The sequence below is a fragment of the Streptomyces sp. NPDC048643 genome (assembly GCF_040650615.1).
In the GTDB taxonomy this organism is placed as follows: Bacteria; Actinomycetota; Actinomycetes; order Streptomycetales; family Streptomycetaceae; genus Streptomyces.
This window is the reverse complement of sequence record NZ_JBEZHO010000006.1, coordinates 72,566-88,448: the sequence shown is the minus strand read 5'-3', so window position 1 is coordinate 88,448 and position 15,883 is coordinate 72,566. Positions and strand designations below refer to the sequence as shown.

The following is a 15,883-nucleotide window of genomic DNA, read 5'->3' as shown; positions in this document are numbered from 1 at the left end:
CATGAACGAGCGGTTGCTCCCCACCCCTTCCCACACCATCGGCCCCTTCTACGGCCACGCGCTGCCCTTCCCGGGCGGCGGTGCCATAGCGCCCGAGGGCCACCCCGACACCATCACCCTGCACGGGCACGTGTTCGACGGCGCGGGTGTGCCGATCCCGGACGCCCTGCTGGACTTCTGGCAGGCGGCGCCCGACGGCTCCCTCACCGGCGCCCCGGGCTCGCTGCGCCGCGATCCGTCGACGGGCGGTTTCCTCGGCCGCAACGGCGTCGACTTCACGGGCTTCGGCCGGGTCGCCACCGACGCCGACGGCCACTACGCGCTGCGCACGCTGCCGCCGGGCAACACCGGGCTGCCGTACATCAGCGTCTGCGTGTTCGCACGCGGTCTGACCCACCACCTGTTCACCCGCGCCTACCTCGCCGACGGAGCGGACCCGCTGCTCGACGCGTTGCCGGCCGAGCGGCGCGCCACGCTGGTCGCGGCCGAGGACGCCCTTCGGACGTACCGTTTCGACATCCGTCTTCAGGGCGAAGGCGAAACGGTCTTCCTGGAGTTCCAGTGACAGCTGTCGACCCCGTCGTGTCCGACACCGGCCTGCTCGCCCCCGGATGGGCGGGCTCCCCCGCGTCGGCGCGGACGAGCGACACCGCGTACCTGCGGGCCCTGCTCGACGCCGAGGCGGCGCTGACCCGCGCCCAGGCGTCCCTCGGGCTGGTCCCCGCCGAGGCCGCTGCGGCGGTGTCCGAGGCGGCCGGCGGGGCGGGCTTCGACGTAGCGTCGATCGCCCTGCGCGCCCGGTCCGGCGGCAACCCGGTGATCCCGCTGGTGGCGGACCTGACCGCCACCGTCGCCGCGGAGCACCGGCCCTACGTGCACCGGGGCGCGACCAGCCAGGACATCCTGGACTCCGCCACCATGCTGGTCGCCGCCCGCACCCTGGACGTGCTCCTCGGCGACCTGGACCGCACGGCGCGGGCACTGGCCCGGCTGGCGGAGGAGCACCGCGATACCGTGCTCCCGGGCCGCACCCTCACCCAGCACGCGGTGCCGACGACCTTCGGGCTGAAGGCGGCGGGCTGGCGTTCGCTCGTGCTCGACGCCCGGGACCGTGTACGGACCGTACGGTCGTCCCTGCCCGCCCAGCTCGGCGGCGCCGCGGGCACCCTGGCCGCCTTCACCGCGTTCGGGGCGGACGACACCCGGGACCTGACCGCCGCCTACGCCCGCGAACTCGGCCTCACCGAACCGGTGTTGCCGTGGCACACGCTGCGGACACCGGTCGCCGACCTGGCCGGCGCACTGGCCTTCACGGCGGGCGCGCTGGGCAAAGCGGCCGTCGACGTCCTCACCCTGTCCCGCACCGAGATCGCCGAACTGGCCGAGGGCTCGGGGGGCGGCTCGTCCGCGATGCCGCACAAGGCGAACCCGGTGCGCGCCACCCTCGTCGTGGCCGCGGCCCGCCGGGCGCCGCTGCTCGCGGCCACGCTGTACGGCGCGCTGACCGCCGAGGACGAACGTCCGGCCGGGGCCTGGCACGCCGAATGGGAGCCGCTGCGCGACCTGCTCCGGCTGGCCGGCGGCGCGGCGGCGCAGGCGGCCGAACTCATCGAAGGGCTACGGGTGGACGCCGCGGCCATGCGTGAACACCTCGATCTCACCCACGGGTTGATCGTCTCCGAACGGCTGGCCGCCGAACTCGCCCCGCTGCTCGGCCGGGCCCGTGCCCAACAGCTCCTGACCCGTGCCGCCGAGCGCGCCGTCTCCGAGGAGCGGACCCTGGCGGACGTGCTCGGCGAGGAACCCGGCCTCAAGGACCTCACCGCCTCCGACCTCGCGGACCTCACCGACCCCACCCGCTACACGGGCTCCGCCGGGGCCCTCACCGACCGTGCTCTGGAGCGACGTTGACCGGGAAGATCCTCAACCACCGCAGCGAAGGCCCCCTCACCGCTCCCCCGCTGCTCCTCGGGCCCTCGCTCGGGACGTCGACCGCGCTGTGGGACGGACTCGCGCCCGAACTGTCGCTCACCCACAACGTCGTGCGCTGGGACCTTCCCGGCCACGGCGGATCTCCGGGCCATCTGATCGGCCCCGGCGCGACGGTCGCCGACCTGGCGGGGCTCGTACTGAAGCTGGCCGACGTGCTCGGCATCGAGCGGTTCGCGTACGCCGGTGTCTCGCTGGGCGGCGCCGTCGGCCTGCATCTGGCGGTCCACCACCCCGAGCGGCTCTCCTCGCTCGCCGTGATCTGTTCCTCCGCCCACTTCAACGGGTCGAAGCCGTGGGAGGAGCGGGCCGAGCTGGTGCGCCGCGAGGGTCTCGCCCCGGTGGCCGCGAGCGCCGAAAGCCGCTGGTTCACCCCCGGGTTCACCGTGCCGGGCCTCGTGGAGGACCACCGCACCGCCGATCCCGCCGCGTACGCGGCCTGTTGTGACGCCCTCGCCGCGTTCGACATCCGGGACCGGCTGGCGTCGATCACCGTGCCGACGCTGCTCGTCGCCGGACGCGAGGATCCCGCCACGCCGCCCGCCCATCTGCGGGAGATCGCGGACGCGGTGCGGGACGCGACGCTGGTCGAGATCCCGCGCGCCTCGCACCTGGCGCCCGCGGAGCGTCCGGACGCCGTCCTGACGGCGCTGCGGGCCCAGCTGTCGGGGGATGCCGGGCGCGGCATGGAGGTGCGCCGCGAGGTCCTCGGTGACGAGCACGTGGACCGTGCGCAGGCCCGCCAGACGCCGTTCACCGCACGGTTCCAGGACTTCATCTCGCGCTACGCCTGGGGTGAGATCTGGACCGATCCGACGCTGACGCGCCGCGAGCGCAGCCTGGTCACGCTGACCGCGCTGGTGGCGCACGGTCACCTCGACGAGCTGGCGATGCATGTCCGCGCGGCGCGGCGCAACGGGCTCACGCCCGAGGAGATCGGTGCGGTGCTGCTGCAGACCGCCGTGTACTGCGGTGTGCCCGCGGCCAACGCGGCGTTCGCCGTCGCCCAGCGGGTGCTGGCGGACGAGGACGGCCCGCTCGCGGAGTGAACGCCGGAGGGCTGAGTGCCTACAGGCCTGCCAGTGCGCGTTCCGCCTTGGTCACCAGACCGTCCGCTCCACTCGTGCGGGCCAGCGTCAGGCCCTTGTTGAGTTCCGTCACCGAGCGGGAGACGATGCCGTACTCGATACGGGCCGCCGCGTGCTCGTACTGGCAGGGCGAGGCCTCCAGATAGGTGACCGCCTGCGCGGCCAACCGGACGGCGCGCTGGCCGGTCTCCAGCGCGGCGGCGCAGCGGAGGGCCTCGCCGATCGCCGTGTCGGTGCCGAACCGCTCGGCCTGGCGGCGCGCCTCGGCGGCGAGGGCCGCCGCCCGGGACGGGTCCTCCGCGGCGAGCGCTCTGGCGAGGTCGACGGCCCAGGGCGCGAGCACCGTGTTGTGGTGACCGCGCGCGGTGGCCGCCTTCTCCGCCGCCTCCAGTTCGTTGACGCCCTCCTTGGTGCGGCCGAGGGCGATCAGCAGCCGGCCCCGGACGGAGCGGGTGTCCGGGAGGACGATCGTGGAGGGGTACGGCGGTGCGAAGCCGTAGCGTTCGGCGATCTCGGCGGCCTGCTGGACGTGACCGCGGGCCAGCAGGGTGTCGATGAGGCCGCAGGTCGCCGACCAGTACAGGGGCAGTCCGCGTCCGACGCGCTCCGCGAGCCGCAGGGACTCGCGCTGGTAGTGCTCGGCGTCGGCGAGGCGGCCCCGGCGGCGGTGGGCGAGTCCGAGGTAGGCGTTGGCCAGGGACAGATGACCGCCGCTCCAGCCGGCCTTCACATAGGCGCGCAGGGCTTCGCTGAACAGGCTCTCGGCCCGGTCGAGTCGGTCGGCGTAGGCGTACGCGCTGCCCAGCATCAGCAGGAGTTCGACACCCCACTCGGTGTCGGTCCAGCCCAGTCCGGGCGCGAGGCGGCCGTTGACGAGGGCGCGGTCGCAGAGTTCCACGACCTCCTCGGCGTTCTCGCCGCGGGTCATCGCGTCGAAGCCGCGCAGTATCAGCACGGCGCGCTCGGAGTTGTCGCGGCCGGTGCAGGTCGCGGCGAGTTCGGCGAGGCCGCTGGAGTGTCCGGAGCGCTCCTCGCCGGCGTGGATGCCCTCCCACATGTAGTGCACGGCCTGCAGCCGCATCCGGGCGGGTCCGGGCGTGAGCCGGTCGACTTCGGCGTCGACCGTGCGGACGGCCTCGTCGAGCTGGTTGTTGTGCAGCAGCGCCTGGGAGAGCCGGAAGACGGCGTCCACGCGGACGGTGTCCTCCAGGCCGGGCCGTTCGAGCGCGGCACGCAGGTGGCCGATGGTCGTGGACGGCGCGGTCAGGAGGGTGGCGCAGCCCAGTTCGTAGAGCAGCAGCGCGTGCACCTCGGGCAGCGGCGGCTCCTGGAGGGCGCGCTCCAGGCAGCGCCGGGCGGCGTCCGGGGCACCGACGGCGAGGTGTTCGCGGGCGGCCTCGCGCATCTGCTCGACGAGCTCGGGGTCGTCGTCCGGGTGCACTTCGAGGAGGTGACGGGAGGCCGCCGCGGCGCCGCGTCCCGACTCGGTGACCGCCCAGGCGGCCTGCCCGTGCATGGCGGTGCGCAGGGCGTCCGGGATCGAGCGGTAGACGGCGGTCGCGATCAGCGGGTGCACGAACTCCAGGTCGCCCTCGGAACCATGACCGTTCGTGGGCTGAGCAGCCGTCAGAATACGCGCGGCGCCCAGGAGTTCGGCGCAGCGCTGGGCCTCGTCGTCGGGCATCCCGGCGAGTTGGCCGGCGAGGTCGAGGGAGATGCCGGTGCCGAGGATGGCCGCCGCCCAGGCGAACCGGGTGGCGTCGATGCCGAGTCCTTCGAGGCGGGCGACGAGTCCGCGGCCGCGCGCCGAGCGGTTCAGGTCGCGCAGTTCGGCGGCCGAGCCCTCGCCCGGTTCGAGTTCGCTGTCCTGGACCTTGGCGAGCAGTTCGACGGTCTCGTAGGGGTTGCCGCCGGTGACCGCCCAGACCTCACGGCAGAAGGGCGCGTCCGCGTGCTCCCCGAGCGTGGCGCGGGTGAGGCCCTCGGTCGCGGCCGGGGTGAGCGCGCTCAGGGTGGAGATCGGGAGGGCCGCGGCGGCGACGGCGTCGAGCAGCCGGGCACTCTCGCCGCTGACCCCGCCGGGCCTGCGGGCGACCACGACGAGGACGGACAGGTCGTCGAGGCGCTCGGCGAACGCGGCGAGCCAGCGCAGGGTCTCCTGGTCCGCCCAGTGCGCGTCGTCGATGAGTAGGACGAGCGGCCAGTCGCGCTTGGCGAGCCGGCGCACCGCGGCGACGAGTCCGTCGCAGACGCCCTGCGGGTCGGGCTGCCGGTCGCCCGGTTCCGTTATGCCGAGGGCGGGGCCCGCGATGTCGTACCAGTCGCCGAGGTACTCGCGCGCCTCCTCCGGAAGGAGCGAGACGAGGGCGGGCTGCAGCAGATGCCGTACGACGTTGAAGGGGACGGACGTGACGGTCTCGCCGCCGCGCGCCGACCACACCGAACAGCCGCTGCGTTCCGCGATGCGGCGCGCCTCGGCGAGGAGGGCCGTCTTGCCGAGGCCCGCGTCGCCGCTGAGCACGAGCAGACTGCCCGAGGTCGCGGAGTCCGCGCGCAGCGCGGTGATCGCCGCTTCCAGTGTGGCGACCTCCTCGTCGCGCTCCCACAGGGAGGCCGAGGCGACCGCTCCGGGCCGTACCTCCGTCATCCCGCTACCTCCCCAAGGTCGCCCAAACGACGTACAGGGAACGAGCCTAGCCTTCTGGACGCCTTGGTGGAGGCGGGACCCGTCACCAGTTGCCGGGACGAGTGACGGCGATGTATTGGAGGCGACGCCCCGGGGCCTCCGACGACCGTGGTGAAAGTTATTGACAGTCGACGGCCGGAGAAATGACGCTAACTTTCCAACATCGTTTCGCCGGGGGCCGGCAGCGACCGGCCCCCGCACGCCCTCGGGAGGAACCGGCATGAGCGCCCCCGCGCACGACTCCGACCTGCGCGCCGTCCGGCCCGGGCAGTCCCGCAGAGCCCTGCTCGCGGGATCCGTGGGCAACCTCATCGAGTGGTACGAGTTCGGTGTCTACGGCTATTTCGCCACGATCATCGCCGCCCGCTTCTTCACACCGGAGGGCGGCAGCGAGATCGAGGGCCTCGTGAAGACGTATGCGTCCTTCGCGCTGGCGTTCTTCTTCCGGCCGGTGGGGGCCGCGCTGTTCGGGCGGCTCGGCGACCGCGTCGGGCGACGGCCCGTCCTCATCACCGTCGTCGTCGTGATGTCGGCCGCGACCGCGTTGATCGGCGTCCTCCCCACGTACGCCACCGCCGGCGCCCTGGCACCGTGGCTGCTCACCCTGCTTCGGGTGGTCCAGGGCCTGTCCGCGGGAGGGGAGTTCGGAGGGGCGGTGTCGGTGATGACGGAGTTCGCGCCACCGGGCCGGCGCGGCCTGTACGGCTCGTGGCAGTCGTTCACCGTGGCACTCGGACTGCTGGGCGGCGCCGGAGTGGCGGCCCTGCTGGCCACCGTGCTCAGCGAACCCCAACTCGACTCCTGGGGATGGCGGTTGCCGTTCCTGCTGACACTGCCGCTCGGTCTCGGCGCGCTGTGGCTCCGGCTGCGGCTGGACGAGACGCCGTCGTTCCGGCGGGAACAGACGGAGCGGGAGGCGTCGGCGGACGGACCCGGGGCCACCCCCGGACAGCCTCCGGCGCGTGAGGTGGCGGGGTCCGTCGCCCTCGGCGCGGCCCGGGTCATGGGCTGGGCCGCCGCCGGCTACACCTTCCTCGTGGTGCTCCCGTCGTACCTCCAGAGCACCCTGGACGCCAGTTTCCGGCAGGCGCTGCTCGCCACGGTCCTCGCCAACGTGGGCTTCGCGGCCACGATCGTGCCCGCGGGGCTGCTCAGCGACCGGATCGGCCGTCGTCCCGTCATGCTCACCGGGGCCCTGCTCGTCACCGCGCTGTCGGTTCCCCTGCTCAACCTCCTTCAGGACGGCGGCACTTCGAACACCGTGAAGGGACTCGCCGTCCTCGTGGCGGGTGCGGTCGTCGGGCTGATGGCCGGACCGGGGCCCGCGATGCTCGCGGAGATGTTCCCGACGAGCGTGCGCTACACGGGACTCGGACTCGCCTACGCCCTGTCCAATGCCGTGTTCTCGGGCTGCGCCGGACTCATCATCACGGAAACCGTGCAGCGCACCGGGAGCGTCGACATCCCCGGGTACTACGCGGCGGCGGCCTGCGCCGTGAGCGCGCTGGCACTCGCCACGCCCCGTACGAGGAAGGGAAGGTGAGCGTGTGCGGGTCATCGGCCTGATGTCCGGGACGTCGTACGACGCGATCGACGCGGCGGCGGCCGATCTGGATCTGGACGGCGACGCCCTCGTCCTGCGGCCCCTCGGGCTCGTCAGCGAGGAGTACGAGCAGGAACTGCGCGACCTGCTCACGGCGGCGCTGCCGCCGGCCCCGACCGGTCTGGCCGAGGTGTGCCGTCTGGACACCCTGATCGGCCGCGCGTTCGCCGCGACAGCCGTCCGCGCGGACCGTGAACTGTGCGACGGACGAGCCGACGCGATCGCCTCGCACGGCCAGACCGTCTACCACTGGGTCGAGCACGGACAGGTGCACGGCACGCTCCAGTTGGGACAGCCGGCCTGGATCGCCGAGGCCACGGGCCTGCCGGTCGTCGCCGACTTCAGGCCGCGCGACATCGCCGCCGGAGGTCAGGGAGCGCCCCTGGTGAGCCTGGTCGACCTGCTGTGGCTGCGCGGCAGACCGGGGACGCCCGTGGCGCTCAATCTCGGCGGCATCGCCAACCTCACCGCGCCGGACGGGACCGCCTTCGACACCGGCCCCGCCTGCGCCCTCCTCGACGCGGCGGCCCGGGGCCTGAGCGGCGGACGTCTCGACCACGACGTGGACGGGGCCCTCGCAGCCCGCGGCACGGTGCACGAGCCGCTGCTCCGACGGCTGCTGGCGGAGCCGTACTACGCCCTGCCCGCGCCCAAGACGACCGGCAAGGAGCTGTTCCACCTCGGGTATCTGCGCGACGCCCTCGCGGGGTTCGGGACGCTGACCGCCGAGGACGTCATCGCCACGCTCACCCGGCTCACCGCCGTGACCGTCGCGGACGCCGTCCGGTCGGTGGGTGCCACGGAGGTGATCGCCTCCGGCGGCGGCACCCGCAACCCGACCCTCATGGCGATGCTGGGCGCCCGGCTCCCCGGCGTGGTGGTGCGCACCTCCGACGAACTGGGGCTGCCGTCGGCCGCGAAGGAGGCGTACGCCTTCGCGGTCCTCGGCTTCCTGACCCTGCACGGACTCGCGGGCACGGAACCGGCGAGCACCGGCGCCCGGCATCCGAGCGTGCTCGGCTCGCTGACCCCGGGCCGGGACGGTGTGCGACTGCCGCCGCCCGCGGAACGGGCCCCGGTGCGGCTCGTCCTGAAGTGACCCGGCGGCCCGGGAGGGGAACCCTCTCATCCGCCTTTCACCCAGGGCTCATACGGTGGGTCCATGACGCAGGTGACTCCCCCCGGCTGGTATCCCGACCCCGGGCAGACAAGTGACGCTCCCGCCGCCGAGCGCTGGTGGGACGGTAGGACATGGACGGATCAGGTCCGCCCCGTCGGGTCGGCCGCCCCCTGGGGTCCCCCGGCGTATCCGCCGACGGGGCCCCATCCGGCACCGCCGGGGTCCCGCAGGCGCGGACTGCGCACGGGCATAGCGGTCGCCGCCGCCATCGCCGTACTGGCGGGGATCGGCGGCGGCGTGTACGCCCTGACCAAGGACGACGGCGGCAGCTCCGCCTCCCGGAGCCCCGGTGGCCAGGTCGGCCCCGACGGCCGGGGCGGACCGAGCGGCGGTCCGAACGGGCGGGGCGGGTCCGGCGGCGAGGGCGGGTCCGGCGGCCCGGGCGGTGCTCCCGGGGACTCCGGAGGATCCGGCGGCCCCGGCGAACAGAGCCCGGCGCCCGGCCAGTCGGGACAGCCGCAGACCGAGGCCGGCTACGCCACGGACTCCTACAACGGCATCAGCATCCCGGTGCCGGACGGCTGGACCGGCCAGGACGGCACGGGCAGCGCGACGGTCTCCACCAAGGACACGTACAAGTGCCCCGGCGACACCTCGCAGAAGTGCCAGCGCGGCGGCGCCTATTCGGCCCCCGCCAAGCTCCAGGGCCTGAAGGCGAAGACCGCTGAGGCGGCGGCCAAGGAGGACATCTCCAAGAACGCCACCGAGTCGTACGGCAAGGGCTACGGCTCGATCACCTCGCACAAGGAGCTGGCCTCCAAGGCGGTCACGGTGGCCGGACAGAAGGGCTACCTGGTCCGCTGGAAGGTCGCGACGAGCAAGGGCGACGACGGGTACGTCGAGTCGCTCGTCTTCCCCTCCCCCGCCGACCCCTCCTCGCTCGTCGTGGTCCGCTTCGGCGTGGACGTCGGTTCCAAGGCGCCCGAGCTGTCGACGATCGACACCATCACCAAGGGCATCAAGGTGGCCTCGGGGACCGGCGGCGACGGACAGAACGTGTAGCGGCCGGTCCTCCGGACATGGTTCGGCCGGGTGGAGCGCCCCTCCGCTCAAGGGGAACCCCACCCGGCCGGGGGGTGCGCGCCGCCCCCGTCCCCACGGTGCGGCGCGTGACAGGCCGTCGTCCGGTCATCCCGCGGACGGCGGCCTGAGTCTCAGGTCAGGCCCAGGGCAGGCAGCACGACCGCCTCCACGAACTGTGTGAGATACGCCGCGTCCGCGTACTGCCCCTCCAGGAGAGGGCGCACCCGCAGGACGCCGAGCATCTGGGCCGGTACGAACTGCAGCGCCGGATGGTCGGCGGCGATCTCACCGCGCTCGACGCCACGGGCGATCATCTGCCGCAGTTCGACGACCTCGGGTTCGACGAGCGCGTCACGGAGCGCCTGCTGGAGCTCCATGTCCTGCATCACGGCGTTGCCGAGGCCCTGGAGCAGCTGGGTGCTGTCCCGGCCGGCCCACTCGCCGGCGGCCCGGGCCGCCTCCCGCAGATCACCGGCGAGAGAGCCGGTGTCGATCCCCGTGAACGTGGGGCAGCGGTTGTTGCGCAGCGCGGCGGCCACGAACTGGGGCTTGGTCCGCCACTGGCGGTAGAGCGTGGACTTGCTGCAGCGGGTGCTGGCGGCGACGCCCTCCATGGTGAGCGCCTCGTAGCCGCATTCACGGATCTGTTCGAGCACGGCGTCGAAGAACTCCTGCTCACGCTCGGGCGTGATCTTGGAGCGGCGCGAGGCGACGACCGTCTCCGGTCCGTCCGCGGCCTGCGACGTCATGGCGCTTCTCCTCGCTGCATCCGACGCGTGTGGGTGTCGTGCTGCACACACTCTAATCGATACGCCACTGTACCGGTACTGCTCCGTATCGGTACACTGGCGTATCGGTACACTGTCGTATCGATGAGCCTTGGACAGCATCCACTCCTCCGGACCGGACGCCGAGTGGATCCTGTCCTGGGCTCACCACGCACCACCCCACGCACGATCGTCAGCAAGGGGGCCGGGGGATGGATTCCCGAACCGAGCCTGCAGTTTCCGCGTCAGCGTCCGAGTCGGCACCGGAACCGGAGCCGCCCGACGCGGCCGTGTCCGCGAGAGCGCCGCGCCGCGCCCTCGCGTGGGCGCACGCCTGCGCCCACCGCACCGGATCCGACCTGCGCGACAGCACGGCGCGGCCGCCGCTCGTGCGCGAGCTGCTGCTCGTCGTCGGCCTCTTCGTCGTCTACAAGGTCGGCCGCCAGCTGGCCACCGGCCACACCGCGGAGGCGTTCGCCAACGCGCACCGGGTGTGGGACGCGGAGCGCTCCCTCCACCTGCCGGGCGAAGGGGCCGTACAGACCGCCCTGCTGCACAGCGACACCCTCGTGCACATCGCGAACACCTACTACGCGACCGTGCACTTCCCGGCCACCGCGGCCTTCCTGGTCTGGCTCTATCTGCGACGCCCCACGCACTACGTGTGGGCGCGCCGGGTCCTCGCGCTGGTCACCGCCGCCGCCCTGATCGGGCACCTCACCTTCCCGCTCGCCCCGCCGCGGCTGCTCGCCGAGTCCGGCCTCCTCGACACCGGGCAGCTGTACGGGCCGTCGGTGTACGGGGCACACCCGGCGACCGACGCGATGGCGAACCAGTTCGCCGCCATGCCGTCGCTGCACTTCGGCTGGGCGCTCATGGTCGCGATCGGGCTGATCGCGGCGACCCGGTCGCGCTGGCGCTGGCTGTGGCTGCTGCATCCGCTGCTGACGCTCGTCGTGATCGTGGGCACCGCGAACCACTACTGGCTGGACTCGGTCGTCGCGGCCGCGCTGCTCGGCATCGCGCTCGCCGTGGTCCACGCGCCGCGCCGCACGGCGACGACCGCGGTCCGGCGCCAGGGGCCCGGACGCGCCCGCGTCCCCGCGCAGGACCGGCCCGAGCTGGTCGGAGCGGGCCGATGAACCCGACTCTCGCCGCCATCGTCCTGTCCCTGTTCTCCGCCGTCGCCTACGCCGCCGCGGCCGTCGCCCAGGAGCGGCTCGCCGCCCGGTCGGGCGGCTCGGGCACGCTGCGTCTGCTGGCCGACGGCGCCTGGTGGTGGTCGGTGGTGCTGAACGCCGCGGCCGCGCTGCTGCACGTCGCCGCCCTCAAGTACGGAACGCTGACGCTGGTGCAGCCGCTCGGCGCGCTCACCCTGGTCGCGGCGGTCCCGCTGGGCGCGCGGGTCGCCGGCCGGAAGGTCAGCCCGGTCGAGTGGCGCGGTACGGCGCTCACCCTGATCGGCCTCGCGGCCCTGCTCGTCACGGCGTCCGGGCCCGCGCCCGACGACGTGCTCAGCCTGCCGCAGGCGCTGGGCGTGGCCGGTACGACCGCCGTCCTCATCGGCGCCCTGTCGCGCGGCGCGCGACCCGGGCTGCGACACGCGACGGCCTCCGGCTTCGCCTCGGGTGTCGCCTCCGCCCTGACCCAGACGGTGACGGTGGCCGCGACGGACCGTTCCGACTCGCTGCTGAGCGCCCAGGTGATCGTGGTGGCGCTGCTGGTCGCGGTCTTCGCGGCGGGCGGACTCCTGCTGTCGCAGACCGCGTATCAGGGTGGACTCGGCGCGCCGCTGGCGGTCGTGACCCTCGCCAACCCGCTGGCCGCCGCCGCGATCGGCCTGTCCCTGCTCGGCGAACGTCTCCAGGGCGGGGTGGCGGGCATCCTGCTCGCGCTGACCGGGGCGTCGGTCGCCGGGTGGGGTGTGGTGACGCTGTCCCGCTCGGGTCCGGAACCCGCCGCGGTCGCGGCCGAACCGGCCGTCGACGACGACCATCCGGTCGCGGCGGTGCTGGCACTGGAACCGGGATCGGCGACGTACGAACCGTCACCGCTGCCGCAGCAGCCCAGCCCGGGACACCTCACGTCGCTGTAGTCCGGACGGAACGCACGGAACGGGCGCCTCACCGCGTACAGCGGGAAACGGAAGGGCGGTCGCGGAGAGATCCGCGACCGCCCTTCCGTACGTCCGGGCCGCAGCGGCCCGGTTGGTTCATCCCAGTCCGCGGGAGTCCTGCTTGAGCGCCGTGTCGACGGTGAGCGCCGTCGCGACGACGAGGCTCAGCAGGGGCTCGGGGAGCTGGAAGTGGATCTGCAGGACGTAGTTGTCCGCGGTCGTGAACATGGTCTTGGCGAGACCTTCCCAGGTCTTCGTGATCCGGGCCACCTCGTTGTCGGCGTGGTCGACGATCGCGAAGTTCCAGGCGCGCCAGTTCTCCGCCTTGATCGCGCCGATCTGCTGCCCGTTGGCGTTGATCGCGAAGTTGATCTTGCCGATCATGTTCTGCTGGACGATCTCACCGACGGGCGAACCGTCCGGACGCGTGACGATCACCCGCGACTTGATGAACTTCGCGGGACGGGTCAGCAGCAGCTGCGGCTGACCGTGCGCGTCACGGATCTCCAGCTTGTGCGTCATGTACTGGTCGAGGCTGGAGACGAAACGCAGGATCTTCTTGAACGCGTTCTGCCCGACCTGGACGACCGAACCGATCAGGTTGCCCTGCTGATCCATGACCTTGTACTCGTTGGTCAGCTCGATCAGCTTGGCCTTCTGGTTCACCACCAGGACGGGCTCGGTGAACAGGCTGCCGCCGCCGGCGCCGCCCGCGGCGACTCCGGCCTGCTGCTGCACCTGACGCTGGACGCGCGGGTCCGAAGCCGACGCGGCCTGCTGGGGAAACGCCTGCTGCGGCGCCTGGGCCTGCTGCGGAACCTGCTGCGCGGCCGAGGCCTGCTGGTCCGCATTCGTGTGGTCGGTCCACTGCGAACCGTCCCAGTAACGCACCGTCTGGGGCGTTCCGTTCGGGTCCGGGTACCAACCTGCAGGAGTGTTCGAATGCGTGGTCACCGGGGCACACTACCGTGACATGGCCGGAACTCAACCGGCAGTCGGGTACGCATCAGACGGTGATGAGAGCCGGGTCACTGACGCCTGCCTGGCCGTTCTCGACATGTCCGGCGAATCGCCGCAGGAAGCCCGCGTCCGTGTCGGAGGCCACGCTCAGGTCGTACCAGCGCTTGCTCGCCCGCAGGTCCACCGTGTGCTTCACGGTCGCGCCCGCCTTCACCCGGAAGACCTGGGCCGGCCCGCCGTATCGGCTGGTGAGCTTCAGATTCGCGGTGGCCGTCCCCTTGTTGGTGAACGTCAGCTCCACGTCGTTGCCCGCGTGCCGGGCCGTGACCTCGGGGCCGGCGGTCCTGTTGGCGCCCTTGAAGGTGCGCAGGAACCCGTTCGGACCGTGCACCGTCAGGTCGTACGAGCCGTTCGAGTATGCGGAGTTCCAGGTGTCGGCGACCGTCTTGCCCGCCTCGGTGGTGTACGTCCAGGGGCCGTCGGTGCGGTTTCCGGACGTGACGAGGAAGGCCGCGCCCGACTTGGCGCCCGAGCCGAAGGTGAGCGTGAACGTCCCGGCCGCGGTGTCCGCCGAACCGTCCACCAGGGGCGCGTACTTGAGCGGCCGGGCCGGACGCGAGCCGCGCTCCTGCCTGGGCAGCGCCGGGTTCGCCGGAGGGGTCGGCACATAGTCGGGGTGACGGTCGTGGTCCGGCGGCTCGTAGCCGTCGGTGTCGGGCAGCGCGACCGGCTTGGTGTCCTTGCGCGCGAAGTCGAAGGCGGCGGTGAGGTCGCCGGTGATCGCGCGGCGCCAGGGCGAGATGTTGGGCTCGCGCACCCCGAACCGGGTCTCCATGAAGCGGATGATCGAGGTGTGGTCGAGCGTCTCGGAGCAGACGTAGCCGCCCTTGCTCCAGGGCGAGACGACGAGCATCGGCACCCGCTGGCCGAGCCCGTAGGGTCCGGCGGCGTGGCTCGCGTCCCCCTTGTACAGGTCGGGGCCCACGTCGACGGTGGACTTGCCCTGCGCGGCGGACTGCGGCGGGAACGGCGGCACCAGGTGGTCGAAGAAACCGTCGTTCTCGTCGTACGTGATGAACAGCGCCGTCTTGCTCCACACCTCCGGGTCCAAGGTGAGCGCGTCGAGTACCTGGGAGATGTACCAGGCGCCGTAGTTGGCGGGCCAGTTGGGGTGTTCGGTGAAGGCCTCGGGGGCGGCGATCCAGGAGACCTTGGGCAGCTTGCCGCCCTCGACGTCGGCCCGCAGCCGGTCGAAGAGACCCTCGCCCTTGCTCGCGTCCGTGCCGGTGCGCGCCTTGTCGTAGAGGGGGTCCCCGGGCTTGGCGTCGCGGTACTGGTCGAAGTAGAGCAGCGAGTTGTCGCCGTAGTTGCCGCGGTAGGCGTCGGAGATCCAGCCCCAGGAACCGGCCGCGTCGAGGCCGTCGCCGATGTCCTGGTAGATCTTCCAGGAGACCCCGGCCGCCTCCAGCCGCTCGGGGTACGTCGTCCAGCTGTAGCCGGCCTCGTCGTTGCCGAGGACCGGGCCGCCGCCCTTTCCGTCGTTGCCCGTGTAACCCGTCCACATGTAGTAGCGGTTCGGGTCGGTCGAGCCGATGAACGAGCAGTGGTAGGCGTCGCAGACGGTGAAGGAGTCGGCCAGCGCGTAGTGGAACGGGATGTCCTCACGCGTCAGATAGGCCATCGTCGTGGCCGACTTGGCGGGCACCCACTTGTCGTACTTGCCCTTGTTGAAGGCGGTGTGTCCGTCGCTCCAGCCGTGCGGGAGGTCCTGGATGAAGGCGAGCCCGAGGTCGTCCGCCTCGGGGTGGAAGGGGAGCACGTCCTTGGTGCCGTCCGACTGGTACCAGACGGACTTGGTGCCCGTCGTGGTCGCCGGGCGCGGGTCCCCGAAACCGCGGACACCCTTCAGCGAGCCGAAGTAGTGGTCGAACGAACGGTTCTCCTGCATCAGGACGACGATGTGCTCGACGTCCTCGATCGTGCCGGAGCGGTGCTGCGCGGGCAGGGCCGCGGCGCGCTGGATGCTGTTCGACAGCGCGGTGAACGCCGCTGTGCCGCCGGCGAGCTGGAGGAATCGGCGTCGATTCACTTGGGACATGAGTGAGTGACCTCTTGTCTTGACGGGCCGATGTGGCCGTTTTTGATGGAACGTGCGCGAAGCGAGTGTTCCAAGAGCACCAAACGTCAGGGAAGGGCCCCGTGGCTCTTGCGTGAAACTCGGAGGTACGCGAGGCGAACGGTTCCGGATGGACGCCCGGGTCCGGCCGGGTGGGCCCCGGTGGCGGACACGGCCGCAGGCGCGATCCCCTCGTAGGAGTGCCGGACGGCCGACGACGCCTCGCCGGCCGCGCGGAGGACTACGCTGGGTACGGACGTCCCAGACCCCGACGGCTTGTCGTTGTCCGACACAGATGGTGCGGAGAGCCGGACTTTCGTCCGCCCTCGGCACACATCGCCGGCGCGAAACCGGG

General features: G+C 72.5%; 12 protein-coding genes. 8 read left to right on the top strand and 4 right to left on the bottom strand.

Features of this window, described 5'->3' with window-relative positions; translation table 11 throughout:
- Nucleotide 1 precedes the first annotated feature (1 nt).
- The 3 genes from pcaG to pcaC are packed head-to-tail and all read left to right on the top strand — an operon-like array spanning nucleotide 2 to nucleotide 3,038.
- Nucleotides 2–565: a protocatechuate 3,4-dioxygenase subunit alpha gene (gene pcaG / locus AB0C62_RS08375; RefSeq protein ID WP_362970828.1), complete on the top strand. Its 564-nt coding sequence runs from the start codon at nucleotides 2–4 to the stop codon at nucleotides 563–565.
- Nucleotides 562–1,911, top strand: a complete 1,350-nt coding sequence (gene pcaB / locus AB0C62_RS08370) for a 3-carboxy-cis,cis-muconate cycloisomerase (protein ID WP_362970826.1) — start codon at nucleotides 562–564, stop codon at nucleotides 1,909–1,911. The genes pcaG and pcaB overlap by 4 nt, the downstream gene beginning before the upstream one ends.
- A complete protein-coding gene (pcaC, locus tag AB0C62_RS08365; RefSeq protein ID WP_362970824.1) occupies nucleotides 1,908–3,038 on the top strand; it encodes a 4-carboxymuconolactone decarboxylase in 1,131 nt (376 codons plus the stop codon). The genes pcaB and pcaC overlap by 4 nt, the downstream gene beginning before the upstream one ends.
- Before the next feature lie 19 nt (nucleotides 3,039–3,057).
- Here pcaC and AB0C62_RS08360 read toward each other — a convergent pair whose 3' ends face one another.
- Nucleotides 3,058–5,724, bottom strand: coding sequence for an AAA family ATPase (locus AB0C62_RS08360; RefSeq protein WP_362970822.1), 2,667 nt, complete (start codon nucleotides 5,722–5,724; stop codon nucleotides 3,058–3,060).
- Between the two features lie 259 nt (nucleotides 5,725–5,983).
- Here AB0C62_RS08360 and AB0C62_RS08355 point away from each other — a divergent pair, with 259 nt between their 5' ends.
- The 3 genes from AB0C62_RS08355 to AB0C62_RS08345 all read left to right on the top strand — a co-directional run bounded on the left by AB0C62_RS08355 (nucleotide 5,984) and on the right by AB0C62_RS08345 (nucleotide 9,548).
- On the top strand, nucleotides 5,984–7,306 hold the full coding sequence (locus tag AB0C62_RS08355; RefSeq protein ID WP_362970820.1) for an MFS transporter: 1,323 nt from the start codon (nucleotides 5,984–5,986) through the stop codon (nucleotides 7,304–7,306).
- Nucleotides 7,307–7,310: 4 nt separating this feature from the next.
- Nucleotides 7,311–8,465: an anhydro-N-acetylmuramic acid kinase gene (locus AB0C62_RS08350; protein ID WP_362970818.1), complete on the top strand. Its 1,155-nt coding sequence runs from the start codon at nucleotides 7,311–7,313 to the stop codon at nucleotides 8,463–8,465.
- A gap of 63 nt (nucleotides 8,466–8,528) precedes the next feature.
- Nucleotides 8,529–9,548, top strand: a complete 1,020-nt coding sequence (locus AB0C62_RS08345) for a DUF2510 domain-containing protein (protein ID WP_362970816.1) — start codon at nucleotides 8,529–8,531, stop codon at nucleotides 9,546–9,548.
- A gap of 152 nt (nucleotides 9,549–9,700) precedes the next feature.
- Here AB0C62_RS08345 and AB0C62_RS08340 read toward each other — a convergent pair whose 3' ends face one another.
- Nucleotides 9,701–10,318, bottom strand: coding sequence for a TetR/AcrR family transcriptional regulator (locus AB0C62_RS08340; RefSeq protein WP_362970814.1), 618 nt, complete (start codon nucleotides 10,316–10,318; stop codon nucleotides 9,701–9,703).
- 377 nt (nucleotides 10,319–10,695) lie between these two features.
- Between AB0C62_RS08340 and AB0C62_RS08335 the strand changes: the two genes are divergently transcribed.
- Together AB0C62_RS08335 and AB0C62_RS08330 are read left to right on the top strand one after the other, a co-directional pair.
- Nucleotides 10,696–11,478, top strand: coding sequence for a phosphatase PAP2 family protein (locus AB0C62_RS08335; protein WP_362971110.1), 783 nt, complete (start codon nucleotides 10,696–10,698; stop codon nucleotides 11,476–11,478).
- Nucleotides 11,475–12,431, top strand: a complete 957-nt coding sequence (locus AB0C62_RS08330; RefSeq protein ID WP_362970812.1) for a hypothetical protein — start codon at nucleotides 11,475–11,477, stop codon at nucleotides 12,429–12,431. The genes AB0C62_RS08335 and AB0C62_RS08330 overlap by 4 nt, the downstream gene beginning before the upstream one ends.
- A 117-nt stretch (nucleotides 12,432–12,548) precedes the next feature.
- Here the strand turns inward: AB0C62_RS08330 and AB0C62_RS08325 are convergent, their stop codons facing one another.
- Nucleotides 12,549–13,406: a phospholipid scramblase-related protein gene (locus tag AB0C62_RS08325; protein ID WP_362970810.1), complete on the bottom strand. Its 858-nt coding sequence runs from the start codon at nucleotides 13,404–13,406 to the stop codon at nucleotides 12,549–12,551.
- A 52-nt stretch (nucleotides 13,407–13,458) separates the two neighbouring features.
- Nucleotides 13,459–15,510, bottom strand: a complete 2,052-nt coding sequence (locus AB0C62_RS08320; protein WP_362970809.1) for a phosphocholine-specific phospholipase C — start codon at nucleotides 15,508–15,510, stop codon at nucleotides 13,459–13,461.
- Nucleotides 15,511–15,883: the final 373 nt, after the last annotated feature.

Coding starts and splice junctions, on each gene's coding strand:
- AB0C62_RS08330 (WP_362970812.1), top strand. CDS start 11,475: ATGAACCCGACTCTCGCCGCCATCGTCCTGTCCCTGTTCTCCGCCGTC.
- AB0C62_RS08345 (WP_362970816.1), top strand. CDS start 8,529: ATGACGCAGGTGACTCCCCCCGGCTGGTATCCCGACCCCGGGCAGACA.
- AB0C62_RS08360 (WP_362970822.1), bottom strand. CDS start 5,724: ATGACGGAGGTACGGCCCGGAGCGGTCGCCTCGGCCTCCCTGTGGGAG.
- AB0C62_RS08320 (WP_362970809.1), bottom strand. CDS start 15,510: ATGTCCCAAGTGAATCGACGCCGATTCCTCCAGCTCGCCGGCGGCACA.
- AB0C62_RS08355 (WP_362970820.1), top strand. CDS start 5,984: ATGAGCGCCCCCGCGCACGACTCCGACCTGCGCGCCGTCCGGCCCGGG.
- pcaG (WP_362970828.1), top strand. CDS start 2: ATGAACGAGCGGTTGCTCCCCACCCCTTCCCACACCATCGGCCCCTTC.
- AB0C62_RS08340 (WP_362970814.1), bottom strand. CDS start 10,318: ATGACGTCGCAGGCCGCGGACGGACCGGAGACGGTCGTCGCCTCGCGC.